The following is a 23188-nucleotide window of genomic DNA, read 5'->3' on the forward strand; positions in this document are numbered from 1 at the left end:
ACCTCTATAGGGCTGCACAATCTGGTTGCTTAGTCTTTCAGGAATTCTTTAGTGGGGAATGACATCTCACCAACCATTAACTCAGCGCCAGTGCTGGTGACGATTACTGTGTGGTGGGGATGAATATTTTCAGCCAACCACTGAATAAGGGGTTTTGCGCTTCTCTCAAAGCTCTGTAGCTTGGTCTCTTCAAATGTCTCATGCCAGCCACCACCCATGTTGTACCACTGCCAGCACTTGCCAAACTCGCGATTTAAGTCATGATCATCAAGCGCATCAATAACAGCAAGGTCGCTCACTGCTGCCTCATACTCAGGCTGATATCCCTCTCCTATTGCAGTCTTGATATATTCAACCATCTGTGCGCGTGGCGGGTCTAATGGGGTGATTTGCTCTTGCTCGGAATTAATACCCAAGCCAGCAACCTTGCCGTCACGAATAGCATCAAATAGCGCGCTGGCGTTATCCCAATCTCGACCGCCGTTCGGGAAGTATTCCTGCATGGTAGCTAATGCATCACTCTTTACTTGTTCTGCTGTTTTCTGAGTCATGATTTATCCTGTTGGGTTATTTCAGGCACACATTAGTGATGTAGTCCTGCAAGCCGCTTATTTGGCTTGTGGCAACTCCAATTCGCTCTCTGAGACTGAGATAATTTCGTTCAAATTCTGCATCATATCGGGGGCTGGCATCATCAGGGATGCTGGCGGGGCCGGTGGTTTTGGGCACTGGCTTTGTACACGTTGCGTTGAGCTGCAACCGCTTAGTGCCAGAAGCGATATCAGCACGAAGGCGCTCATTTTCAGATTTGGCATCTGCCAACTCCTTGGTGTATTTGATATCGATAGCGGCTACAGCTTGGCGCTGACTCTCCATCATATCGATGGTGTCCTGCTTTCTTTGGGCTAGTGCTGTAGCTGCATCAGCCTTGTCGTGCCACTCGTCAGCTTCGTTGTAGAAGTGAAGCGATAAGCCAGCCAGAATGATGAGCAGTAACGCCGGTAGGTAGGTGAGTATGTTCTTTAACCCGCTAAACATAATTCCCTCTCAATCTCGCGTCGGTTCTGTAATCCCTTCCACGGCTTGCCACCGGCATATGTCCAGCGGCGTAACTCATCGCAAGCGCCTTTGATGTCGCCTGTGTTGAGCTTTTTAAGCAGAGTGGATTTAGTGAATGCGCTCTGGCCTACGTTATAGGTAAATGAGTAGAGCGCGGCTTTCTGGTATTTGCTCAGTGGAACTTTTACCGCGGCATCGACAGTGCGCTGTACTGGTACCAGGTCTTTCTGTAACAAAGCATCGCACTCAGCATCTGAATATTTCTTGCCGGGGATAATGTCTTTACCAGTGTGACCATCACAAATTGTTAAAACGCCAATGACATCGTGGTAAGCCACATACTTGCGGCCCTCTAACCCATCGTCACCACCAAGCAATGCTCCGGCTATTGCTAATGCCCCGGCAGCCGATACGCCAATTATCTTATTCCTCAGCGCTGGTGACATTTTCAGCTCCAGACTTAGGGTTAAACCTCAACTTGAATTCCTTGTCCTTGTAGTACCAGTTCAGAGCGAACGTACCTACAGCACAAGCCATACCAATAAGAACAGCCCAGTCATTTAAGGACATCGCTCCAAACCCCATCAAAAGCCCACCGAAGAATTTCGCGATACCGCTTGAGTATTTTTCCATTTTCATAACCCACCCCCATTTGGGGAATTATCTTCCCGCCATTGGTCGGGTTCGTATGCTGTTGTGAGGAATTAGCTCACCGCCGTTTCCACTTTTCGCTAGAGGGTGTTTGCGGTTGATTGGTGTAGGCGGGAGCTAAATGCAAAAAGGCCACGCATTAGCGCAGCCCTAAAATAGAAAAACCCAGCTCAAGGGCTGGGATTATTTGGTGGTTAACCACTTCAACGGATGCAATTACCACCGTTAGAGATGAATCTAGTCCATTTTTCCGGAAAATGCAAGACTTTGTTTTTATAATGTCGCCATCCGTGGCAATAATGCTCCTATCGTAATTTACCGGGTTACTTTTGCGAGCATTGAATCAGCCATGCCCTCTTCCATTAAGCATTTCGTTACCAGTAACTCATAGAACGGCTTAAAGCTTTCATAGCATGTGCTGGAAGCTAGTTCGGGCAAATGCTCTCTAACGGCCTCGTAGACATCAGCAAACTTAAGCCGAGAATATCCACGACCTGAGCATTTTCCGCAGGTTTTATAAACCGGAATTCCCTGCTGCTCTGATTTCTCCTTGTCTACTACGGTGCCTTTCCCGTTGCATCGACATGAGTTGGAAACTACGCCTTTCCCGCCGCACGGCTTACACAACAGTCGGACTGTCTCTTCAACCTTTCGCTTCACTTCGAAGTCACTCGGACTTTGACCAAAGTCTTTAGCAAATTGTGGTAACTGCATTGTGTAATGGCTTTTCATTGTGAAAACATCAGCTTCTATGAACCCTTCCCCCTTGCAGCATTCACACTCACGAACGCTGGCAGCACTCCGCGCATAATCAGCAAACGCATATCTTGCGAGAGTTTGCACAACGTTTTGTTTAATATTCTTATCGAGCTTTGAGATTGCTTTGTACTTAACGGATTCTTCCAGCGCATATTGAGTAAGACTTTCCACGGCGCGATGCGGATTACTGATCCCCTGCTTTGCCAAGAACAATTCCAGCCCGAAGCCGCTTTTAAGGTCTGCCAACCCTAACGCTGCCATGATGTCGGTGCCGGTAAGTAAATCAGAAGCCGTTGCCCGTGGAGAGTCGCTAATCATTGTGGATTTAGCGAAGAAGTGTTTCGTTATTGATTCCAGTCTCATTTCTCAATCCTCTTCCTGCCAGTTGTCCCAACCATCAGCCGACCATTAACAATTGCGTGGTGCTCACCCTTGGAGTCATTGGCGTACTTCCTGACCGTTGAGCGCTGAGTATTTAGCTGGGCCGCTACAGTTGATTGGTTTCCATAAGAAGCGATAAGTAACCCTGGAATGGTTTTCACATATGCGTTCACGCTGCTACCTCCTGAAAATGGGATCGCCTTTTCTCAAGCATCTTGGCTTTCTTGGTGAAGATGGTTTTAATGCGGATTAGATATGGAATGTCGAACTTGCGGGTTTCGTGGTTTGAATCTACTTCCTGAACCTTATCTAAGCCGTCACGCTCGATAAGCCCTATTCTGAAACCGGCTACGTTGCCGCTTAGGTGTCGATTACAATAAACGCATTGGGACCCAGTGTTGTGAAGATTAAATCGGAGGTGGGGGGCTGCGCCTCGGCTTCGATAGTGACCACATTCCATCGTGCCGCCGTACTTCTGTTCTGGGTACCTGCCGCAACTTATGCAGGGGACACCTAAATACTTGAGTCTCACATACTTGTTAAACGCTGCTTGGGCCTCTGCCATTCGCTGCGGTTTGGTCTTTAACTTCTCCCTTCTGGCTTTCAATTCGTCTTTCTGTGTCTTGGCTAACTGCTTATCTGCTACTGATTTGTTCTTCTGCCTTCGCTCACGGTCTTTTCGGTATAAAAGTATGGCGTACTCTTCTCGATGTTCTGGACAGCACCACCACGTTTCTACGCGGTCAGGCTTGAACCTCGTTTTGCATACTTTGCAGTTACGATGATTCGGTAGCTTGTTTATCATCGGCTTCCTCCTTTTTTATATCGCATCGACACACGCAACATTCGAGGTGGTATGGGAATGAATTATCCAGTTCGATAAACCAACTCCGACACTCAGGACAGTAAAGAGCCTCCCATGGGACGCCGTATTCGCTTATCCATGCAGATACTTTTTTGGTCATGGGGATCGGGGGAATTGCGGTTATATCGAAATGGTGTAGGGATAGTTCCTTTTGCGCCATATCAAGCCGGTGACCTAGAGTTATTAGCCGTTGCCTCATCAGCATTCGCTCTCGCCTCAGCTCATAGTTTTCCTCTGCCAGAGTCTTTAGGCGCTCACCTGGATGACTGAGTATTCTCGCCATCTCTTTTCTCCTTCGCTGCTTTATCAATGCATTTCTGATGAGCGTAAATAGAGCCGTCAGTCATTGGTTTGAAGCAGAACGCACAGACGGAGCGCTGTAGTTCAAGCATGGCTAACCTCCGGCTTTGGCAGTCCGTCATAGACTTCAGATAAGTGACCTCTGATTTGCATTCTTCGCAGTGCGCTGTACATGAAGTCGCATTCAGCTTGTTTGTTGGCTTTGAACGGCTTCGATGCTGTAGAGCACCACAGAGCGTTACCGGGCCAGCCATGCACCTTGTAAACTCGTCCGTTCTTTACGTGCAATAACCCCCACCCTTGCGGCAGGTCAGCGGCGTTAATAATTCCCGGTTCACAAATAAAGAACCGCCAGTCGCCCATGCCCAGTTCTGGATCAATACGAAAACGCTTTTTCTTGTCTGCCAAAAAATCAGAGCGTGAGCACTTCGCTTCAATCAGACATGACGCCAGATTCCTAAACCCTATTGCATCTGGCTGTTCTCCAGTTGATACAGCGGCAACGAAGCGGTCATGAAATGCCACTTTGAAGCCGTTATTCCTGAGAAACTTTTCAGCTATCAGGCATAGCTCATCGTGAGTTAATTGCCAGTGGTCATCTAATAGCGGAGAAGGCTCGACCCGGACAGTCTTTTTACTTCTCATTGCCGGAAAGCGAAACAAAGCCAATGTTTGAAAGAACGATGGAGCTATTGGCTAACGGCGGAATAACAAAAGAGCCGGTCAGTGACGTGGGATTTGATGAGTTAGCGGCGAATATCACTGAGATTCTGGTTATTGAGTTCGGTGACAAGGGGAGGGTGGCAGCATGATTACTCTGATATTAGTCGCAGCTTATTTCTGGATGGCTGGCGTTGTATCTGAATGGGCTCATGACATTCAAGGAAGCAACGAAACCGTCTCGGGGTATGTAAGGGCGTTTTGCATTGGCATCACATGGCCTTACTGGCTTTTTCTGAGAAAATCAGGAGGGCGCATATGATGGACGCAATCGCTATTTATATCATCATGGGAATTTACTTAATGGGTTATTTCTCCTGCAAGCTTGATGAAAGGGAAAATATAAGTTCAGCATGGGCGTTGCCAGCGGCAATCCTGTGGCCAATTTTATTTTTAGGAGCGTCTATTTTCCATTTATGGAAATGGTGGTGCCGATGACGCGACGAAGTAGCACTCAGATAGCCATAGATAACCTGATATTCCGCAAGACCTCTCGAACCAAGCCTAAACCCCCAATCCCCGCCAGCGAAATACCCACATATGACCACATATGCGTTTTGCTGCGCGCAAAATTCGACAGAGTAAGGAGAACGCGATGAGTGAGCAGCAATTAACTCCCGAATTCGGATCATTGATTGGGTGCTGCTCAACTCCAATTTCAGCGCACTTTCACGATAAGCAGTGCATATTTGTGTCGCATAACGCTGTGACCATGCATCGGTGCTACCCAGCCCGCGCCGATTGCCAAAATAGTTATTTGTCGCGAAGTATGGGAGTTTCTTTGCTGTTTCATGGAATATGCTCGTTAGGATTTCTTGGTCTGTAATTTTCATGTCCGACCTCAGAAGTAGCTATAAAGTTGGTTGATAATGTTCTGGTCATTCGTGCGACCGAACAGGTGTTTTATTGCGGCGTTAACCATTGCGTTGTAGCAGCGTTCGAACTCGTCAGGCTCCATGTTCGCGTAAGCCAAGCTCTTTGCCCTCACCTTTGTCTCGCCTTTGATGGTTGTCACGACGTCAAAAAATCCAGCCAGAATAGTCAGGTTCTTCCTGAATTCTTCTTTCTGGGTATATTCATCTGTGAATTCATAACCGGCATTCTCTGCTGCCCAGTGAGCAAAGCAGAAGTTGAAGAAGGCGAACATCTTTCGATGAAAAGCGGGGTTTCGAGTTAGCTTAATGTCGGCGGTGTACATCTCGCCGTTCTTGAACTTGGTTAACCTTGGTAAGTCGTGATCGAAGGCTGGAACAAAAACGCCACCGGCATTCTTGACCATATCGATTTGCATGGTTTCATCCGCAATTATTGAAAACTAATTCAATCCGATTCATCAGCTCTTGCTGAATATCTTCCGGTAACTCTGGCTCACCCGGTTGACCAAGTCCGGCACAAAAGTCACTGACTTCGCTTAAAATAAGTTTGTGTACCTCCGGAGAGTTCAACTGTGGGGTGGTGTAGAGTTCTTTAATCCAGTATTCCTTGTGCCACGGCTTAATATGGTTTTCTGCTTCGCTGCGGGTTTTATAACGCGTCTGCCAAACCCCTACACTTGTAATTACGACATACCACTCTGGCTCATCCCTCTTTGCAGCTAACGCGATTCGGGCTAGTGCTGCTACTTGCTTATGTGATGCAGGGAGGATGAGCAAACTTTCGTCTAACACCGCTAACTCTTCCAGTCTCTCTACAGTGAAACTATCTAGTTCTTTCATGAATTTAGCTCCTCAACACGAATAGACATCACACCAGACATTGTTTTCATGCTGATATCCTGTTGCGTCATGCGCATGCAAAGTGGCTTGCCGTATGACTTTTCGATTAGCGCCAGCACAGAGCGACCAAATTCAGCAGCGGCGGATATGTCACCACTACCAGCCGAGAATGTCTCATCCTGTACGGTGGTAAACATTTCAGCTCCCGTTGATGAGATTTGAAAATCTATCAGGCCCCGGCTCTTTAGTTCCTCAGCGGCATTCATTACAGCATTGTCGAAATACGAGTCTGTTTTCATTCACTCTCTCCCTTGATTCGAATACCGGCAGTGCGGAGGGATAAAACTAAGGCTTCACGCATCTTATTTGGCGTAGTCCAATGCGTATCTTTGGAGGTTATTTTTGCTGGCAGCTCCACCTCAAGGCTTTCACGACCGGCGAGCCATCCAGAAAATACAGCCCTAGTTGATTCAGATGCGTATTCACCATTTTCGAATTTTGCTAATCCGTAGTTAATTAATACATTTCGACATGCGATTTCGAACTCTTCCCGCGATTTAGTTATGTCCATCATGATTTCCTCTGTTTGCACCATGTGATGAATTCATCCACCGATGGGAGAAATTTCGAACCACGAATACATTTCGATTCATGCTTAGCTACTAAAATTGCGGTTTTAGCCATTTTTTCACTGAAAATCAGGTGCTGTCTTATGCCTTCTTTGGTTGATACTCGATCATGCCAAGAGCGATCACTACCGGCGTAAGCTGCAATAACTTCATAATCTTCAACATTAATCAGCATCATGATTTCCTTGTCATGTTCAGCTTGGCGCGCAGTTCGGCAATGTGATCCAGTGCTTTCTCGTTGCTGACCGGGATGTGAAGTTTAGGGATTTGCACCACCGGCGCGGGGATGGGTTCTCCAGCCTCGATGCGCTTCGACATGTCAGCCAGTTCTTTGCCGCAGCGTTTCCGCAAATCCTGCTCAGATAACCCCTGAACCCGCTGCTGTGAGTAGAGTTTCGTGACCATCCAGTAAGCCGGATTGCTTGGCCAAGGGAATGCTTCGGCACTGCTGAACATGTCACGACGTTTGGCGTAGTCCATCACCATGTCGTAAAGCTCATCTGCATCTGGCAGCCCAGCGGCGCGGGTGGCACCCTGCTTACACCATGCGATGAATTGACCAGGTGACGGGAGGAACGGCGTAGCCTGCTGGCGGGCGATCTTCATTCCTGCGTTAACTTGGTCGATGCTGGTAATTCCATTTTCGATGAATGCCAAAACCCACTGGCGACGTAATTCGTTCAGGTCGCTTTGGTCTTTGATACTGGTCATCAGCGCTGGAAATGCAGCCTTCAACTGGCGAAATAGCTCGTTAAATATCTGCGCGGCCTGCTCTGGCACCTGCTTCTTTGGCTTATCAGCGGCGTACATCTGCTGCAATGATTGACCATCACGGTTCTGGATGGCTGTGACGACATTTCTCATACCGATACCCCGTTTATCCAGTCAGTGTTATCAAAATCAATAACAGGCTTACCAGTGGCAGTGCCTGATTGCTGCTTCTTGCGCTTGATGTCCAGCTTGTCCCACTTATCACGTAGCGTTGACGGGCAAAGCACGTTGCCACACCAGAAGCTATCCTGCGTGGCCCACTTGAAGAGCACACACATATCTCGGTGATTCCTGCCATCCCGTTCACGCATCAATCGGATGCTATTGGCCCAGCCAGCAAAAGACGGCTTTTTAGCGTCAGGGGCAATCATCAGCACGGCGTTGAACATCCACTCCGCTGCTCGAAGGTCATCAGCAGTTCCCCAATTTTTACCGCTTTGGATTGCAGCATCAGGACGAACAACAGGAAGCTTCTTAGGTGGGGTGTCAGGGGATTCGTTAGAATTCTCTGACGTAAAGGGTTTTATATTATTGTTATTACCTTCTTGTTCATGATGTGCGGGTTTAAGTGCGGCGTTATGTGCGGCACCACCCTCTAAGGCCGCGCCGTTACTGGCTTCACTATGTGCGGGTTTAAGTGCGGAGTTATGTGCGGGTAAATTGTCTATTTTTTCGGCATATTCAGCGTAATTTAGGATGGTGATTACCGTCCCTTTTCGCTTCTCTCCACCCGTTGCGATCATCCCTTCTTTGACGAAAAAGGAGAGCATCCTGCCCACCGCATCACGGCTTGTTGGCTTACCTTCTCTGTCGCACAGAGATAGCCCTAAATCAGCCGCTGTCGTGACCAGTTGACCGGCTTGAAGATTCCATTGGTGACCTTTGAAATTAACCGTGCGGGGCTTTCTTTGAGCACCGAATAGCAGATCCTCCCAGAGAGTCCGCAGGAAAACGTCTTTGGCCCAAGGTTTCTTCTTGATGCTTCGGTACAACGGGACATAACCAAGCTTCTGGTTCTCCATCCTGTTGCTCCTGCGCTCACGTTCGGCGCTTAAGTCATAGAATTTAGCTGTACTCATGTGGTCATCTCCTATTCACAAAGACCGTAGCGTGATGAGCACACACTGGTATCAATACTGGCTTTTACGATGTCATATACCTTGCCGCCCCTGCCTGTTTTTGCCCACTCAATCACATCATCAACACCAGGAGCGCCCATACCACCGCGAGTGCCGTAAAATGAAGACCAGTCGATAATTTGAACTTCTGGCAATAGATGCCCGATTTGTGGGATGGTGCCGAATGGCTGTTTAAATTGCTTGAACCATGTTTGCCTGAAGGTGCCAATGCTCATCCAGTGAACCCAGCGGCTAACAAGTCGTACTTTAAGCTCCCATTGACGATGCTTTTCTATGTGGTCAGGGTAGCGGGCGGCGGTTTGTGCAATTTCCTCTTTGTTGCAGAGTACGCAATTCATACAGCCGACACGGTCTGCGCCTTTTAAATAGAGAGGATTTGGTTTAATGCCGAGATATTTGTGTAGCGCGAAAACGTCAACCGCCGTCCACTGATGAATTGGGAGGAAATTGTAGAGAAAAGAAGGATCTCGACGGTCAGCTTCGAATCGTGAGTACCCTGCACGCTTGCTGGACTCATCAGCCCTAACGCCAGACCATTGAACAATAACTTCCCCATCGTTAAGCAATGGGGCCATGACTGCGTCATAAGCAATTTGAATTTTCAGCTCATCAGTGCAAAAACGATCGCGCAACATTGGGAACTTGCCGTGCAACAGTGCTGCATCGAGGAAACTATTACCAGATGGGTGCAATACAGATAGAGCTGCATCAAGTGGGTTATCAAATTCAATCCCCCATCGAGCGGCCGTACTTTGCCAAGCCCGACCAAATTGGGTATCTGAACGACTAAGTGATGGCATGATGACACCGCGATAAGAACCCATACGGATAGCTTGCTTTTTGCTCCACCCTTTTTTTATTGTTGCGCGGCGGCGGTCAAAATGCTCTTGCGTGTAGATACGCTTGACAACTTCAACTGGTGAACAACCAATTTGTGTATGGATATTATTTGCGAAGTTAATTGTTAGCTCATGCTCATTGTCTGTGTCAGCCATGACCGAACGAACCTTGTTGCCGAAAAGATGGTGAGCAACTGCTAGCGTGGCCGTTGAGTCTTTCCCGCCCGAATAATTTACAACGATGATGTGATCATCTGGAATTCTATTTTCTGCCAAATAATTTAGATATGAAGTTTCAATCTCCCGTATTTTGGCTGAAATGTCAGAAGGGACAATGATTGCCACTGTTGATGTGCCCATGTATAATTTCCTTAGAAGTCGATTGTTATCTGTTGTTCAGAACCCTTGGTTGCCGCCAGGGGTTTTTGCTTTCCGGTCACCGCAATCACAGCCTGCCTTGCGATTTCCCTTATCACGCTCGTCTCCCATATCTTCTCCAGAAGAACAAACGTCACTGCCATGTCATGTACGTTTAACCGGCTTACCTTTGATTCGGCCCAGCCAGCCTCCCGCGCAAACTTGCTCTGGCCCTTGATAGCCATTCGGCTTCGTAGCTCAGATTCAACTTCCATAATTCTCTTGCTGTTACTTGCACGTTCCATGCGTAATACTTCCCTTGTGGTTTGGTTGTTACGTGACAAAGCTGTGAGCCTGTCACTTTGGTAGTGTTATTTTTTGCGCACCATTGACAGTCAACCTTGACCACGCCGGGCACCCGACCGTATACCGGGTCGTTCGGTTACTAAGTTGTTTGTTAAGCTGCTTGTTCTGGGTGTTTAAACAGGTGTGGCAAGTCAGGTCGAATCTGATAGTCCTCAATAGCACCACCAGTTGCTTTAACTAATGCATCAACGTTTTCAGGCGCTACTTTTGCCTTGTTGTGCAGCCACTTCTGAACGGCTGACTGGCTTACTCCGCACGCTCTTGCTAGTTCCTTTTGAGTACCAACAATGGCGATAGCGGTTTTAATAATTTGGTTCATAAAACTACCTCCGTTGTAATTAGAGATAAATATATAACCATAGTTGTTTTATTGCAAGCAAATGGTTGTTTGACGCGTGATTACTACGGTTGTATTTTCGCGAGATGAAAATGGAACTAGCAGAACGATTGAAGAAGGCGAGGAAGGCCGCAAAACTAACTCAAGTACAGCTTGGTGAGCGTGCTGGAGTTACACAGGCGGCGATTCAGAAAATTGAAGCGGGCAAGGTCGAAAAGACTGGCTACCTCGTTGCGCTGGCTAATGCCCTGAATGTAGATCCTCAGTGGTTATCTGGCGAAGCAAATAATTTAGATAGCAACGCAAAGCCATATAGATCTGAATCTTCTATCCCCCCTGAATCTGAATGGGGAAGTGTTGATGCGTGGGATAGCGATACCCCACTACCAGATGACGAGGTTTACATTAGGTTTTATAAAGATATAGAACTTGCTGCTGGGCATGGGAAAGAAAATGGCGATGACCACAATGCTTTTCTTTTGCGATTTTCAAAGGCGACGTTGCGTCGCTATGGGGCTCAAAAAGAAAACGTAGTTTCGTTCCCTATACATGGCAACAGCATGCTTCCTGTCATGCCAGAAAAGACAACGGTAACAATTGATACTGGAAATAAAAAGATTGTTGATGGAGGCATTTATGGCATCTGTCAGGATGGACTTTGTCGCTTAAAAATCCTCTATCGATTACCTGGCAACAAGTTAAGCATTAGAAGTTACAACAAAGATGAGTTCCCTGATGAAGAAGCTGATCTTAGCTCGGTTGAAATAATCGGCCGAGTAATCAACTGGTCAGTAATGGCTTGGTAGCTAACCCACTGCTAGCCCATAGAGGGGTGGGATGATTGATTAGTAATGAATTAGATTAAATGGGATAAAAATGATTAACGCAAAAATAGCATTTCTTTTTCCACATGCCGATGATCGAAGTTTGTCATCTGGAGCAAAGTCGCCTTTATTAGCATTTGACTTTGACGAGTTCCCAACTACTTATGATATGGATGTTAGCGTGTTTTTAGTAGGGATGACCCACGATCAGGCTTATTACCTCTCAGTTCAAATGTATAAGTGCGGGCAGGACGCCGATATCTCGATATCAGAAAAAAAAGGCATATGGGTTCGGGCAAAGGATACGCAGGGTAAGCCAAACGATATCGCTGCTTCCATAGATTTGAAAATTGAAAATTGCCAATTTGAAACTGAAGGGACTTACTTTATCGAAGCTGAACTCTCGATTGATCAGAAAGTCATTCATCAAAACTCAGCTTACTTTAAGGTTAGCAAAGCAAATGGCTGAATCAACTATAGAAATCGGAATACACCCTGGTTACTCTCACAGAGTAAACAATCATATTGACTCTGAAACATCAAAGGATCACTATACTTCTCACAGTGGAGGTAATGGAGGGGGAGATGACATGCTTGTTAGAATTAAAAAACTCGAAGATGACATGCAAACCATCAAAACCGATCTTGCTGTCATAAAGTCAAATTATGCAACTAAGGCTGATATAAGCGACGCTAAATTCAGTATCATTGTCTGGGTGGTTGGAGCTATTTTTATTGCTCAATTACTTCCACCAATCATAAGCGCCATCAAAGCCGCAATATAGTAACCCGGCCCCGCTGCCGGGTTTTTTGTGCCTACTCTACAGCTCTACTCCCCTTCCTCACTATCTCTGCTGCATCCCTGTTAATGCCCTTACCTATCACGTTCCCAGTTTCTTTCCGATACCCTTCCAACTTATCCACGATAGCCTGCTGAGTTATTTCACTGTCCGCAAATGATAGCTCGATAACAGCTCGGCCCATCGAGTTAATGATCATGTCTAGTCTTCCTTCATCCAGTTTCATAGCTTTCTCCGTCTAAATTTCACCCAATTTAGCACACTTTTCACGCCCGTTAGCCGGTGCGAAGAGTCACGTCTGAATTATTTTTAAATTAAATTCACTTTAAAAACAACCAAATAAAACCAATTACAACTTAATTACAACCATAGTTGTTGACGACAATACAACTATAGTATTAAATTAAGTCCATCAACACGGCAGGACGCCAACTAAGCAACACGCACCGAGGTGAGCGATGTAATCACTTCCGGCCCCGAGAGGGATCGACCGCTAAGTGTTCTTTAAAGGAGACGTGAATTTATACCCTGTCGCTGTCAGTTCGAGGCGGCAGTAATAAGTTCTCTAAGCGAGAGGTGAGTATGAAGAATGAAATTCGCTGTCCGGTGTGTGGGTTGAACTTCAATCCAAGGATACCGCTTATGCACATCGAGAAGCACCACAAGGGCGCGAAAGATTGCGACCTAGCAAAGATAAGGGATGTGCGTCGTAAATGCTTCACGGAGCCTACAGCAAAGAAGTCTGGCGGTAAGACCTGCTTACCACAGGTAGCTAAGTTTGCAGCAGGCTTCCGTAAGGTTCGTGAAGATTGCTATCACGTTATTAAGTAGGCCTACCACATAGTTAAGGGGTAAGAGAATGAGATTTGAAGAATTACCACGTGAAGTACAGTTAATAGCAGCTCAGACACTTTCAAACAGGCTTTCTACGTTAGGCGTAGGAGTGAATGAGCGAACAGAGCCAGTTAAGACACTGGCCCGAGAGGTAAGAGATGCATTTATCGAGATGTATTTTCAGCCAGAATCCGCTTCTGTTCAGCACGATAATGATCAAGCATGCGAGTAAAAACCTCCTCAGCATCTTTAATGTATGAAATTTTGCCTGCTTTTATCATCTCAATGATCACTTCGTGCGCGGCTTGACCTGGATTAAGTAACGGATTTGTAGTACCAGACATTTTTAACTCCCTATATTGACTGTGGAATAACCAACATATCAATTTCCTTTGACTGTGGAAAGCAGGGAAACCACGGCTGGGCGTGGCTAAATATCCCAGCACAAATTATACAGGTCGCATAACGCGGCCTTTTTTATTGGCGGGTAAATGAGGAATGAATGATGAGTCAATATCGAAACATAAGCATTGAGTGGCTTCAGCACCATGCATGCTGATGGATATGTAGCTCTGTGTGACGGTGATTTGCAGGAAGTATTAGATTTCATCTCGGAACCCCAGTGACCTTACCCCTGCCACTTAACCGGTGGCAGCAATAAGACCACTGAAACAAACAACGAGCTGCTTAGGCGGCTTTTTTTGTACCTAAAATTCAAGGAAACAGCATGAGCATAATCGGTTGGTATTACTTACACGTAAACGGCGAACTTATTTATAAACCAGATCCAGACGCTATTGCAGGCATTCGAGATTCAGACCTTGCTCGATGTGCGTGGGCAATTGATCCACATGACAGAAAAAGCGCGTGGGAGCTTTTGATTGAGGCTACGGCTTTAGGTGCTAACCCTGACCGTGTGGATGAACTGGCGGGCAAATGGAAATGCAACGATACAGATGCGGACAAATTCGCGGAAGTCGTTGGAGTTGAAATCGAAAAGGACGGTAATTCGTGGTGCGCTCATAAAAAGGATTTTGTAAATCTTCAGGAGTCCCCTGCTGGGTTTGGTGATAACAAACTAAAGGCCATGGCTGATTTAGCGAAAATACTCGGAATTCAGAGCGGTCATATCTGGCGCAGCACATTCACTGACTTAGTCGCAATCAACAATTAATCCCCTACCAATCCCCAGAGTAAATAACTGACAACTGTCGGTGTTTTGCTGTGGGCTAAACACAAGGAAATGAGCATGAGTGAAGCAAACGGGTTATCGATTGTTATCGATCCTAAAAACGCTCTCGCAGTATTTACCCAGCCTGACCACATCGAATCAATTCTTCAGCAGGTTGAGAAAGAAGTTAATTCGTTTGTTCCAGATGTCAGCACAAAGAAAGGCCGCGACGCTATTGCTTCTCTCGGCTTGAAAGTGGCTAAGACCAAAACTTATTTGGATGGTCTGGGTAAGGATTTGGTTACCGAATACAAAGAGGTGCCAAAGAAAATTGATGCCAGCCGCAAGACGGTTCGTGACCGGTTGGATGCGCTGAAAGAAAAGGTGTTACTGCCAAAGCTGGAGTTTGAGGCTGAACAGGAACGGCTAAAGCTTGAAGCTGAACGTATCGCAGCCGAAGAAGCTTACTCGGCTATGTGGCAGGAAGCCCACGATATGGATGCCGTTATCACTATCAGAATTGCAGAAAAGGCAGCAGCCAAGAAAGAAGCCGATCACGAAATGGCCCTACTGATGAATGACGCATTCGACCGTGACGCCAAAGAGAAAGCTGAAGAAGTTGAGCGTCTGCGCAAAGCCCATGAGGAGTTCATTGCTCAACAGGCGGCAGAGAAAGCGAAACGTGAAGCTGAAGAGAAAGCCAAGCGTGACATTGAAGCAGCAGAACTGCGTGAACGTGATGCGAAACTGGCTCAGGAACGAGCTGAACGTGAAAAGCGGGAAGCAACTGAACTTGCAGAGCGCAATCGTATCGCAGCAGAGCAGAAAGCCGAAAGTGAGAAGCAGGAAGCTATCGCAGCCGAACAACGTAAAGCGCAGGAAGAAGCAGATCGCATTAAGCGAGAAGCGCAGCAGAAAGAAGACGCTAGGATAGCTGAAGAGAAGCGTGTTGCTGATGAAGCAGCAGCGCGAGCAGCTAACGAAGCGCATCGCAAGACTATTGGCACCGCAGTTGTAAACGGCTTAATTGAACACGCTGGACTAACTCGCGAACAGGCGATTGCCACCCTGAAAGCGCTTATCAATAACCAAATTCCTCACACAAATATTCACTACTAATTAAACCGGAGTATCCCATGCAACATGCATTTGCTGGGCAGACCGCATCGGGCTGCTCTACTAACTATTTGACCAAAATTCAGCACGCGCCAGCCTATCGCCTCACATCAGCCAGCTTCACGCCCCCACCACGCAAGAGCCTGCTGGACAAGATAGTTGAGTTTCTACGCAGTAAGGGGAATCCGCTATGAACGTCACCCGGATTATGGCACTCGATAAGGTCACAAAGGGATTTGATTATCGTGACGAAAAAGCGCTGGAAGCGCGAACTGCCGAGCTGAATACAGAAATCAAGATTAAGCACATTGAAGCGCTATTTAAACAGGTAGGCTTCTGCGACTTAAACCAAAAGGCACTTCACCTGATGCTAAATAACACTGATTTCCAAGAAATGGCATCTCAATTCTTATGGGATTCAATGCTTATTGCCGCGAAGTACGAGCGAGCAATGATGATTGACGGGCATGAGGAGGCGGCGTGATGAGCTTCAGTATCGTTGAATTTGTAAAACAACAGGAACCGCTATTCTCCAGCGCACTGACAGATCAGGGAGTTACATGGGCTAAGGAAAGCCAATTCGCTGTGCAGCTTTTCCAGAGAAATGAATATCTGACAAAAACAGCGATAGCCAACCCTGCTAGCGCACAGAACGCAATTATCAACGTGGCAGCAATTGGTATCACATTAAACCCGGCAAGTAAGTTGGCCTACCTGGTTCCTCGTGACGGTATGGTGTGCCTTGATATCAGCTATATGGGCCTTCTTCACTTGGCTCAAGCGACAGGGGCTATTAAGTGGGGTCAATGCAAACTCGTTTACTCAAATGATACGTATGAATCCAATGGATTGGATAGCGCACCGACTCATAAGTACAACACATTTGGCGACAGAGGAACTGTTGTTGGCGGCTATTGCACCATAAAAACACCAGATGGTGACTACCTCACGGAAGAAATGAGCCTAGCAGAAATTAAAGCCACGGAAGCTACTAGCAAGGCAAAAAATGGCCCATGGAAAAACTTTTGGGAAGAGATGGCACGGAAAACCATCGTCAAGAGAGCAAGCAAATACTGGCCCCGCCGTGAACGTCTGGATGCGGCCATTGATTATGTTAATACGGAAGGCGGTGAGGGAAATAACTTCGAGAATGCAAAGTCGCCTGAGCGAGATGTTACGCCAATAACGGCTGAGCAAAACGATAAGATTAACTCCATTCTCATCCAGGTTAATTCCACATTCGACAGCCTAAAGAAAGCATGCAAAACACTCACAGGACGTGAAGTTAATAACCAGTCTGAACTTACTAACGTCGAAGCAGGGATGCTTATATCAAGCATGGAACGCCGATTAGCCAACAACAAGGAGGCTGCAAATGCTTAGCGATGCAATGGCATCACAGCGGCTTGGCTTTGACATTTCCGCTATCGAGCAAGGAAGCGACGAGTGGAAAATGTGCAGGTTAGCATGCATTACAGCTTCAAGAGTTGGCGATATTTTGACAGAACCAAAGTCAAAAAAGGACAAGGATGCAGGGGTTTTATCTGGCATGGCAGAAACATACATGATGGATTTAATTGCTGAAGTCTGTACGGGAAGGATCCCCGACGAAATACCCGCCCGCCCCCTGCTTTGGGGGAAGAAACACGAAGAAGCTGCAAGATTTCTTTTTGAGTTTGAAAACGACCTGACAACTACCCAACCCCCCATTTATTACAATGATGAATCAATGCGTTGCGCATGCTCACCTGATGGCATGTGCAGCGATGGGAGAGGACTTGAGCTGAAGTCACCTTACACATCATCTCAGTACGTTAAGTTTCGCCTTGGCGGTATTGAGGCAGTAAAAAAGGAGTACATGGCTCAGGTTCAATACTCTATGTGGGTAGCAGGATGTGACCAGTGGTGGTTTAGCAATTATGACCCGCGCATGCGCCGCGAGAACATGCACTCAATCATCATCGACAAAGACAACGAATTCCAGGATGCCTTTGAGTTGAAGATACCTCAATTCATTAAGACCATGGACGAGGCTCTTGATGCTTTAGGATTCAAATTTGGTGACCAGTGGGGCAGCCTATGACCCATTCTCACGACAACATCACAGTAGGAAGAATAACCCTCGTTTATTCAGAGATACACCACGGATGGATTACCCCTTATAACCGGGTAGTTAAAAACCAGATCATTGCTCAATTAATTGCTGAGCGGATTAACTCAAATCTGAAATTGTCACTCGCTGCCAACGGACTGGCAGCCTAATCCCCCCCCATTACCGGCAGTCAATCTGCTGAGGAATAGTTATGTCTGAAAATACTGATTATGAAACGTTAAAAGCTGAGCGCGATGCGGCAATAGTTCTGATATCTCGACTGGTTTTCGAGAATGCAGGGCTTACTGATAAGGCCGCCAGTGAGTTATCAAATGCATGGTTGCTGCATCGCACCATGATGGGTGCACAAGCGGCTCTTTTCTGCATTACTCAAGGCAAGTTAGGTCAAGCAAGGGAATGGCTTGAGGGTACTACTGACGAGGCTCAGTTGGAAATTCCAGACAGAATGGAGGTGAATGGATTACAAGGCTGGTTTGATGAAAACATGACCGGACTCATTACCCACGCCAAGGCTGTAGAAATAATCAAAGCTGAAATGAGTGCCACCACTCAGGCGCTCAACGAGATAAAGGCGCAGGGTGTTGAAGAGCAAGTTTCACGCCTTGAAGGTGAATACGGGGAACTTGATGACGTGTGCGTAATGGTATTTCGTGATTTGCGGGAGTTCGCCGCCAGCCTGAGGGGTGAACATCATGGCTGACAAGAAATACTGCTATCGCTATACAGACGGTAATGATTCGCATGGACGGCCAATCGTAATGCTGTGGCAAATGGTAATTCTAAGGGAGACAGAAAAGACATTTTGGTATTGCCATGACTACCCGCTAATGAGTCTTGAACAAATTATCCAATATCTCAGCAAACCAGGCGACAAGGCAATTAAGCGTAGCCGTAAAAATGCTGCCCGCTCACGCTATCACTGCACCAAAGAGGAAGCGTTAAAAGCGTTTATTTACCGCAAACAATATCAGTTAGAACGAATCCGGCTAACAAGCGAAACCGTGTCGCTTTGCCTTAAAGGGATAAGTGAGGCTGGTTTTGTTGAAATCAGTAAAGACGGCGAATTCAACAGTTTTAGCAACATTCTATCTGTTCCCGACAAAGACTTTCGCGCGGCAGAAGAAGCTGGAGAAGTAGCCTCGACGTATCGCTGGGGAGAATATTAATGACTAACCTCGAAGAGTTGAGAGAACACTGTGAAGAAATAATGGCTATCTCTCCCCTGAGATATGCGTATATCCCAGCATCATCAATTATCACTCTGATAGATAGAATTGAGAAAGCAGAAGCCGAGTTATCAGCGGCAAACGAGAAACCCAAACCAATATCATTCGATGAACTAGCAGATAGAGTTCAGTTTGTTACGGGCGGCATCCGTATGTCGTTTGACCCCTTGAACTGCAAGGGCCATCAAATTGTACCGTTTATGAATTTCAATTCATTATTACGCATCGTTGAAATGTATCGAACTACTGAAACATATCACCTAGCCGGTGTGGTAATGCGACCTCAGTTTGAGAAGCCGCTCGAACGTTGCGCCGCTGCCCGTGATGGCGAGTGTCACCACAAAGACTGTCCTCAACTTAGAGACAACGAGCCAATGGCTACAGGACGCCATTGCCCTATTGATAACTGGGATGATGAGTGATGCAGAAATTAAAATGTCGCCGCTGTCGAAAAACTCACGCGAAAGACGCTCTTGTTAATCGTTGGAACAAAGGCGGCTGGACTGATAACTGCTGCCCTAGTTGCGGGTGCGCAGTATTTACCGTGGTAGAGGGGAATGCAGATGCTGAGTAAAGAATTGGGATATACCCGCAAGCCTGACGGTGGGCTTGCAGCTCAGATTGAAGTACTCGAAGCATTCGCAGACGGTGATGCCGACAACACCGAGTTACTTATGCTTCTCATTGAGCTGCGTTCACTGCGTGATCAACTTGCAAAACAGCGGGAACCGGTGGTACCGCCGACTATCAAAATTTCAGAAGTAGTTGCAGCTGTTTCACCTGAACAAAATAGAAAATGGAACGGGCGAGTAGGCTATATGGCTGGATGGAATGCATGTCGAGACGCCATGTTATTTACAACAGCTAAGCCAATAACGCTTGGGGCCGAAGACGTCAACCACAAGGTCGATATCACATGCTACTCATGTCGACGCTTCATTACCTTCCAGCAGCACGCTGAAGCTGATGGGTTCTGCCCTTACTGCAATGTAGAAATTGAACTGGAAAGCAATGGAGGATAAATGCTAATCGGCTTTGTTCTTCTCATAAGCTCATGCGGCTTTGATGCCTGTGATGCTCTACCCGTTACCGAAGATATCTACCCTACTCAATCTGAATGCCAATCTGTATCAACGCTGATTAAAGAGCGCAAGCCCAACGTTGTGCTTATGTGCAGCGAAGTGTATCGCTAACTCGTTTTAACCCCACCACGGACTCTCAGTAAACGGATTTCACTATCTGGAGTATCCCCATGTCCATCATCGTCAAATTACCCCGCGCTTACTTCACTGCGGGTCGCGTTAGCACGGATGAATTAGCGCAAGTTCTGCATCAGGGATTGTGGAAACGGTACGGCGTTATGCCTGCCGATGTTGTGGTGTCGCTACATGAAGGCACTCATATCATGTCCTCTGGCTGCGAGCCGGATGATGTAAAAACCATTCTAAATTTGTGAGGTTGATATGGACGATATCAGCGAACTAATTCTAACTGTTGTCCGCGCGCTGGATGACGGCCGTGACCACAAAGACTGCTACCTGTGGGATATGAGAATAAAGCAGCGGCTACGAACCGGCGATAAATCAAAGAGACCGGTACCGAAGCAAGCTGTCCCGCCTACGCCAGTCAAAACGGTGAAGTCAGTGAAGGCGAAAGTGAGAAAGATAATGGAGGCGGAATGAGTGGATACCAGCTCATCTATTGTGACCCACCCTGGCAATACGGAAACAAGGCCAGCAATGGCGCAGCAGTTAATCACTACAGCACGATGTCACTCACCGATTTAAAACGCCTCCCTGTTTGGTCCCTCGCCGCCCCTAATGCAGTCCTAGCCATGTGGTACACAGGTAACTTCAACGACGAAGCCAATCAACTCGCTGAGGCATGGGGCTTTCAGGTGCGCACGATGAAGGGTTTCACTTGGGTGAAGCTGAATCAACTGGCAGAGGATCACATAAACAAGGCGCTGGCAGCCGGTGAGGTTAACGACTTTTACGACTTTCTCGCCCTACTAAATACCCAATCACGGATGAACGGCGGCAACTACACGCGGGCCAATACGGAAGATGTGTTGATCGCAGTGCGCGGGAATGGACTTGAGCGGCTCAATGCCAGCATCAAGCAAGTTGTGTACTCACCACTTGGCGAGCATAGCGAAAAGCCGTGGGAGGTGCGCCACCGGCTGGAATTACTGTATGGCGATGTGAAACGCATTGAGTTGTTTTCAAGGAAGGATTTGGAGGGGTGGGATACCTGGGGCAATGAGTGTGGTCAATCAATCAAATTAATACCTGGCAGTTCGGAGGCAGCATGAAGAGAAAAATATCAGACGGTGCCTGGTTCTTTATCGTCATCATCGCATGGGCGGTTCTGGCAACCATTTACATCATTGAGAATGAAGCTGTTAGGGGGATGTTCTGATGAATTCACTTAGCTTTGTAGTGACTTATTTGGACTGGATACTTCTGGTTATGGGAGGCTGTGCGGCGCTCTGGCTGATTTGGGTGAAGGGGTGGTGAGAGTATGAAGATTAGCCTTAAAGAGTGGAACGAGCGGCGAGACAGGCCGCGATCAATGAAGCAGATATATAGATGGGTGGAAGCCGGAAAGATATACCCTCCACCGGAACGAGTAGGAAAAGAGTACGAAGTTGAATCAACCGCAATATATATAAACCCCTCAGACAAAACCAACCCAACACCCACAAGCAACTTAATATCAAGGATCAGAAATGGCAGCAAGAAGGCGATCCGCCGCACTGCGTGATTTACCAGCCAATTTGTATGTTCGAAATGGTGGTTATTACAGCTATAAGGACCCAAGGACGGGCAAGGAGTTCGGGCTTGGGCGTGACAAGCGTTTAGCAATAAATCAGGCAGTAGAGGCAAACATGCAACTTATGGATGCTGGTTCGGCAGTGAGGCTGGTTGACCGGATTAATGGTGTCGCAGTTGTCACTGTATCAGATTGGGTTAAAACGTATATAGAAGTGCTAAGTAATCGCGGATTAAAAAGCAAGACGATCACTGGCTACCATAGCCGCTTGGATGTGGTTGATGAAGTTTTCGCATCAAGGCCCATGGACAGCATTAGCACCAAAGACATTGCAACACTTCTTAACGATTACACCAATAATGGAAAGGCGGCATCTGCTAAATTGATGCGATCATTTTTGACTGATTTTTTCAGAGAGGCAGTATCCGAGGGAATTATTTACAATAACCCCGTCGATGCAACAAAAAACCCAAAGATAGAGGTTAAGCGCGCAAGGCTGTCGCTTGATAACTTCCTATCAATTAGGGCAGCAGCGGCTAACATGCCGGGCTGGGTTGTTGATAGTATGGACCTGGCTATAGTGACGGGGCAGCGCGTGGGGGATGTTCGTAAAATGAAGTGGACAGATATCAAGGATGATAAATTGTTTGTTGAGCAAGAAAAGACAGGGATGAGGATCATAATCCCCTTTGATGTTAAGCTAGATACCCTTTCGCTCTCTTTGCGTGATATCATCGCGCGCTGCGAAAAACGCGCAATCAAAGGCGAAACGATAATTTCGTCTGACAAGGGTGAGTCATTTGCAGATAAGACACTGACAAAGCGATTCGCCAAAGCGAGAGATTTAGCAAACATAACATGGGAAGGAATTAACCCACCGCCATTTCATGAGATACGGAGTTTAGCTTCACGACTCTATGAAAAGGAAATGGGTAAAGAATTTTCTCAAAAAATCCTCGGGCATAAATCCGCACAAACGACCGATAAGTATCGCGACGTTCGCGGAAGTGAATGGATCGAGATAGAGGTGTAGTGAACGAATTTCGAATAATTTCGACCTGCACAGCGTAACCAACTGATTAAATTAGAAAAAATTAAGGGGAACCTTTGCAAGGTAAAGCGCTCCAAGAATTTGTTATCGACAAGCTCGATGATTTGAAAGGCCAGGACATTATTACTCTGGATGTTCAGGGTAAGTCCAGCATCACCGATTACATGATTATTTGTACCGGTACCTCCACTCGCCATGTGATGGCGTTGGCAGATAACCTGGTTCAGGAATCCCGCGCGGCAGGCATGATACCTTTTGGCATTGAAGGTCAGGGTGTCTCTGACTGGGTCGTGGTCGATTTAGGCGAAGTGATTGTGCATGTGATGCAAGAAGAAAGCCGCCGTATGTATGAACTGGAAAAACTCTGGAGCTAAGCGGTGAAACTGCAAC

At 46.9% G+C, this 23188-nt stretch carries 43 protein-coding genes; 22 read left to right on the forward strand and 21 right to left on the reverse strand.

The window, feature by feature from the left end:
• Positions 1-29: 29 nt before the first annotated feature.
• From ACNSO8_RS22280 to ACNSO8_RS22310, 7 genes are all read right to left on the reverse strand, one after another.
• A complete protein-coding gene (locus tag ACNSO8_RS22280) occupies positions 30-551 on the reverse strand; it encodes a hypothetical protein (protein ID WP_418395945.1) in 522 nt (173 codons plus the stop codon).
• Positions 552-567: 16 nt separating this feature from the next.
• Positions 568-1038, reverse strand: coding sequence for a lysis protein (locus tag ACNSO8_RS22285; protein ID WP_418395946.1), 471 nt, complete (start codon positions 1036-1038; stop codon positions 568-570).
• Positions 1023-1505, reverse strand: coding sequence for a lysozyme (locus ACNSO8_RS22290; RefSeq protein WP_418395947.1), 483 nt, complete (start codon positions 1503-1505; stop codon positions 1023-1025). Before ACNSO8_RS22290 ends, ACNSO8_RS22285 begins: the two co-directional genes overlap by 16 nt.
• A complete protein-coding gene (locus ACNSO8_RS22295; RefSeq protein ID WP_050127248.1) occupies positions 1483-1698 on the reverse strand; it encodes a phage holin family protein in 216 nt (71 codons plus the stop codon). Before ACNSO8_RS22295 ends, ACNSO8_RS22290 begins: the two co-directional genes overlap by 23 nt.
• A 327-nt stretch (positions 1699-2025) precedes the next feature.
• Entirely contained in the window at positions 2026-2832 is an 807-nt protein-coding gene (locus ACNSO8_RS22300; RefSeq protein WP_418395948.1) for an antitermination protein, read from the reverse strand.
• A complete protein-coding gene (locus ACNSO8_RS22305; RefSeq protein ID WP_418395949.1) occupies positions 2829-3023 on the reverse strand; it encodes a protein ninH in 195 nt (64 codons plus the stop codon). The genes ACNSO8_RS22300 and ACNSO8_RS22305 overlap by 4 nt, the downstream gene beginning before the upstream one ends.
• A complete protein-coding gene (locus ACNSO8_RS22310) occupies positions 3020-3655 on the reverse strand; it encodes a recombination protein NinG (protein WP_418395950.1) in 636 nt (211 codons plus the stop codon). Before ACNSO8_RS22310 ends, ACNSO8_RS22305 begins: the two co-directional genes overlap by 4 nt.
• A 114-nt stretch (positions 3656-3769) precedes the next feature.
• On the opposite strand from ACNSO8_RS22310, the gene ACNSO8_RS22315 reads away from it, so the two are divergent.
• Entirely contained in the window at positions 3770-3985 is a 216-nt protein-coding gene (locus ACNSO8_RS22315; protein ID WP_418395951.1) for a hypothetical protein, read from the forward strand.
• A 114-nt stretch (positions 3986-4099) separates the two neighbouring features.
• Here ACNSO8_RS22315 and ACNSO8_RS22320 read toward each other — a convergent pair whose 3' ends face one another.
• Positions 4100-4660, reverse strand: a complete 561-nt coding sequence (locus ACNSO8_RS22320; RefSeq protein WP_418395952.1) for a hypothetical protein — start codon at positions 4658-4660, stop codon at positions 4100-4102.
• 23 nt (positions 4661-4683) lie between these two features.
• Here ACNSO8_RS22320 and ACNSO8_RS22325 point away from each other — a divergent pair, with 23 nt between their 5' ends.
• Complete coding sequence (locus ACNSO8_RS22325) at positions 4684-4827, forward strand: hypothetical protein (RefSeq protein ID WP_418395953.1); 144 nt, start codon at positions 4684-4686, stop codon at positions 4825-4827.
• Positions 4828-5043: 216 nt separating this feature from the next.
• Here ACNSO8_RS22325 and ACNSO8_RS22330 read toward each other — a convergent pair whose 3' ends face one another.
• The 11 genes from ACNSO8_RS22330 to ACNSO8_RS22380 all read right to left on the reverse strand — a co-directional run bounded on the left by ACNSO8_RS22330 (position 5044) and on the right by ACNSO8_RS22380 (position 10870).
• Entirely contained in the window at positions 5044-5568 is a 525-nt protein-coding gene (locus tag ACNSO8_RS22330; RefSeq protein WP_418395954.1) for a hypothetical protein, read from the reverse strand.
• A gap of 8 nt (positions 5569-5576) precedes the next feature.
• Entirely contained in the window at positions 5577-6026 is a 450-nt protein-coding gene (locus ACNSO8_RS22335) for a DUF1367 family protein (RefSeq protein WP_418395955.1), read from the reverse strand.
• Positions 6027-6030: 4 nt separating this feature from the next.
• Positions 6031-6450 (reverse strand): hypothetical protein, encoded by a 420-nt coding sequence (locus tag ACNSO8_RS22340; RefSeq protein WP_418395956.1) that lies wholly within the window; start codon positions 6448-6450, stop codon positions 6031-6033.
• Entirely contained in the window at positions 6447-6749 is a 303-nt protein-coding gene (locus tag ACNSO8_RS22345; RefSeq protein WP_418395957.1) for a hypothetical protein, read from the reverse strand. The genes ACNSO8_RS22340 and ACNSO8_RS22345 overlap by 4 nt, the downstream gene beginning before the upstream one ends.
• On the reverse strand, positions 6746-7021 hold the full coding sequence (locus ACNSO8_RS22350) for a hypothetical protein (RefSeq protein WP_418395958.1): 276 nt from the start codon (positions 7019-7021) through the stop codon (positions 6746-6748). The genes ACNSO8_RS22345 and ACNSO8_RS22350 overlap by 4 nt, the downstream gene beginning before the upstream one ends.
• Positions 7021-7257: a hypothetical protein gene (locus ACNSO8_RS22355; RefSeq protein ID WP_418395959.1), complete on the reverse strand. Its 237-nt coding sequence runs from the start codon at positions 7255-7257 to the stop codon at positions 7021-7023. The genes ACNSO8_RS22350 and ACNSO8_RS22355 overlap by 1 nt, the downstream gene beginning before the upstream one ends.
• The gene (locus ACNSO8_RS22360; protein WP_418395960.1) at positions 7254-7943 is read right to left on the reverse strand and encodes a replication protein P; all 690 of its coding nucleotides are present in this window, start codon (positions 7941-7943) and stop codon (positions 7254-7256) included. The genes ACNSO8_RS22355 and ACNSO8_RS22360 overlap by 4 nt, the downstream gene beginning before the upstream one ends.
• Positions 7940-8872, reverse strand: coding sequence for a replication protein (locus ACNSO8_RS22365; protein WP_418395961.1), 933 nt, complete (start codon positions 8870-8872; stop codon positions 7940-7942). The genes ACNSO8_RS22360 and ACNSO8_RS22365 overlap by 4 nt, the downstream gene beginning before the upstream one ends.
• A gap of 68 nt (positions 8873-8940) precedes the next feature.
• Positions 8941-10188 (reverse strand): phosphoadenosine phosphosulfate reductase family protein, encoded by a 1248-nt coding sequence (locus ACNSO8_RS22370; protein WP_418395962.1) that lies wholly within the window; start codon positions 10186-10188, stop codon positions 8941-8943.
• 11 nt (positions 10189-10199) lie between these two features.
• The gene (locus ACNSO8_RS22375) at positions 10200-10490 is read right to left on the reverse strand and encodes a CII family transcriptional regulator (protein ID WP_418395963.1); all 291 of its coding nucleotides are present in this window, start codon (positions 10488-10490) and stop codon (positions 10200-10202) included.
• 152 nt (positions 10491-10642) lie between these two features.
• On the reverse strand, positions 10643-10870 hold the full coding sequence (locus ACNSO8_RS22380; RefSeq protein ID WP_050322422.1) for a transcriptional regulator: 228 nt from the start codon (positions 10868-10870) through the stop codon (positions 10643-10645).
• Positions 10871-10974: 104 nt separating this feature from the next.
• On the opposite strand from ACNSO8_RS22380, the gene ACNSO8_RS22385 reads away from it, so the two are divergent.
• The 3 genes from ACNSO8_RS22385 (at position 10975) to ACNSO8_RS22395 (ending at position 12497) form a co-directional block, all read left to right on the forward strand.
• Positions 10975-11694, forward strand: coding sequence for an XRE family transcriptional regulator (locus ACNSO8_RS22385; protein ID WP_418395964.1), 720 nt, complete (start codon positions 10975-10977; stop codon positions 11692-11694).
• 70 nt (positions 11695-11764) lie between these two features.
• Positions 11765-12181 (forward strand): hypothetical protein, encoded by a 417-nt coding sequence (locus ACNSO8_RS22390; protein WP_418395965.1) that lies wholly within the window; start codon positions 11765-11767, stop codon positions 12179-12181.
• Positions 12174-12497: a hypothetical protein gene (locus ACNSO8_RS22395; RefSeq protein WP_418395966.1), complete on the forward strand. Its 324-nt coding sequence runs from the start codon at positions 12174-12176 to the stop codon at positions 12495-12497. Before ACNSO8_RS22390 ends, ACNSO8_RS22395 begins: the two co-directional genes overlap by 8 nt.
• Positions 12498-12528: 31 nt before the next feature.
• Here the strand turns inward: ACNSO8_RS22395 and ACNSO8_RS22400 are convergent, their stop codons facing one another.
• Entirely contained in the window at positions 12529-12738 is a 210-nt protein-coding gene (locus tag ACNSO8_RS22400; protein ID WP_418395967.1) for a hypothetical protein, read from the reverse strand.
• Positions 12739-13094: 356 nt separating this feature from the next.
• Here ACNSO8_RS22400 and ACNSO8_RS22405 point away from each other — a divergent pair, with 356 nt between their 5' ends.
• Entirely contained in the window at positions 13095-13343 is a 249-nt protein-coding gene (locus ACNSO8_RS22405; protein WP_418395968.1) for a hypothetical protein, read from the forward strand.
• Positions 13344-13510: 167 nt separating this feature from the next.
• Here ACNSO8_RS22405 and ACNSO8_RS22410 read toward each other — a convergent pair whose 3' ends face one another.
• Entirely contained in the window at positions 13511-13690 is a 180-nt protein-coding gene (locus tag ACNSO8_RS22410) for a hypothetical protein (protein ID WP_418395969.1), read from the reverse strand.
• Positions 13691-14073: 383 nt separating this feature from the next.
• On the opposite strand from ACNSO8_RS22410, the gene ACNSO8_RS22415 reads away from it, so the two are divergent.
• The 16 genes from ACNSO8_RS22415 to rsfS all read left to right on the forward strand — a co-directional run bounded on the left by ACNSO8_RS22415 (position 14074) and on the right by rsfS (position 23172).
• A complete protein-coding gene (locus tag ACNSO8_RS22415) occupies positions 14074-14520 on the forward strand; it encodes a hypothetical protein (protein ID WP_418395970.1) in 447 nt (148 codons plus the stop codon).
• Between the two features lie 75 nt (positions 14521-14595).
• Positions 14596-15636 carry a hypothetical protein gene (locus ACNSO8_RS22420; RefSeq protein ID WP_418395971.1) on the forward strand — a complete coding sequence of 347 codons (1041 nt, stop codon included), beginning with the start codon at positions 14596-14598 and terminating at the stop codon, positions 15634-15636.
• A gap of 17 nt (positions 15637-15653) precedes the next feature.
• Positions 15654-15827 carry a hypothetical protein gene (locus tag ACNSO8_RS22425; RefSeq protein WP_172654816.1) on the forward strand — a complete coding sequence of 58 codons (174 nt, stop codon included), beginning with the start codon at positions 15654-15656 and terminating at the stop codon, positions 15825-15827.
• Positions 15824-16117: a hypothetical protein gene (locus ACNSO8_RS22430; protein ID WP_145555815.1), complete on the forward strand. Its 294-nt coding sequence runs from the start codon at positions 15824-15826 to the stop codon at positions 16115-16117. Before ACNSO8_RS22425 ends, ACNSO8_RS22430 begins: the two co-directional genes overlap by 4 nt.
• Complete coding sequence (locus ACNSO8_RS22435) at positions 16117-17016, forward strand: recombinase RecT (RefSeq protein WP_418395972.1); 900 nt, start codon at positions 16117-16119, stop codon at positions 17014-17016. The genes ACNSO8_RS22430 and ACNSO8_RS22435 overlap by 1 nt, the downstream gene beginning before the upstream one ends.
• Entirely contained in the window at positions 17009-17716 is a 708-nt protein-coding gene (locus ACNSO8_RS22440; RefSeq protein ID WP_418395973.1) for a lambda exonuclease family protein, read from the forward strand. Before ACNSO8_RS22435 ends, ACNSO8_RS22440 begins: the two co-directional genes overlap by 8 nt.
• Positions 17713-17895 carry a DUF1317 family protein gene (locus ACNSO8_RS22445; RefSeq protein WP_172654830.1) on the forward strand — a complete coding sequence of 61 codons (183 nt, stop codon included), beginning with the start codon at positions 17713-17715 and terminating at the stop codon, positions 17893-17895. The genes ACNSO8_RS22440 and ACNSO8_RS22445 overlap by 4 nt, the downstream gene beginning before the upstream one ends.
• Positions 17896-17936: 41 nt before the next feature.
• The gene (locus tag ACNSO8_RS22450; protein WP_418395974.1) at positions 17937-18446 is read left to right on the forward strand and encodes a hypothetical protein; all 510 of its coding nucleotides are present in this window, start codon (positions 17937-17939) and stop codon (positions 18444-18446) included.
• Entirely contained in the window at positions 18439-18912 is a 474-nt protein-coding gene (locus ACNSO8_RS22455) for a hypothetical protein (protein ID WP_418395975.1), read from the forward strand. Before ACNSO8_RS22450 ends, ACNSO8_RS22455 begins: the two co-directional genes overlap by 8 nt.
• Positions 18912-19394, forward strand: a complete 483-nt coding sequence (locus ACNSO8_RS22460; protein WP_418395976.1) for a hypothetical protein — start codon at positions 18912-18914, stop codon at positions 19392-19394. Before ACNSO8_RS22455 ends, ACNSO8_RS22460 begins: the two co-directional genes overlap by 1 nt.
• A 141-nt stretch (positions 19395-19535) precedes the next feature.
• A complete protein-coding gene (locus ACNSO8_RS22465) occupies positions 19536-19994 on the forward strand; it encodes a zinc-ribbon domain-containing protein (RefSeq protein ID WP_418395977.1) in 459 nt (152 codons plus the stop codon).
• A 230-nt stretch (positions 19995-20224) separates the two neighbouring features.
• A complete protein-coding gene (locus tag ACNSO8_RS22470) occupies positions 20225-20428 on the forward strand; it encodes a hypothetical protein (protein ID WP_145554894.1) in 204 nt (67 codons plus the stop codon).
• 222 nt (positions 20429-20650) lie between these two features.
• Positions 20651-21286, forward strand: a complete 636-nt coding sequence (locus tag ACNSO8_RS22475) for an MT-A70 family methyltransferase (RefSeq protein ID WP_418395978.1) — start codon at positions 20651-20653, stop codon at positions 21284-21286.
• Between the two features lie 260 nt (positions 21287-21546).
• Positions 21547-21738, forward strand: coding sequence for an excisionase (locus ACNSO8_RS22480; RefSeq protein ID WP_418395980.1), 192 nt, complete (start codon positions 21547-21549; stop codon positions 21736-21738).
• Positions 21704-22780, forward strand: a complete 1077-nt coding sequence (locus ACNSO8_RS22485) for a tyrosine-type recombinase/integrase (RefSeq protein ID WP_418395979.1) — start codon at positions 21704-21706, stop codon at positions 22778-22780. The genes ACNSO8_RS22480 and ACNSO8_RS22485 overlap by 35 nt, the downstream gene beginning before the upstream one ends.
• A 74-nt stretch (positions 22781-22854) precedes the next feature.
• A complete protein-coding gene (gene rsfS / locus ACNSO8_RS22490; protein ID WP_005167894.1) occupies positions 22855-23172 on the forward strand; it encodes a ribosome silencing factor in 318 nt (105 codons plus the stop codon).
• Positions 23173-23188: the final 16 nt, after the last annotated feature.

The organism is Yersinia sp. LJYL362, assembly GCF_048323875.1.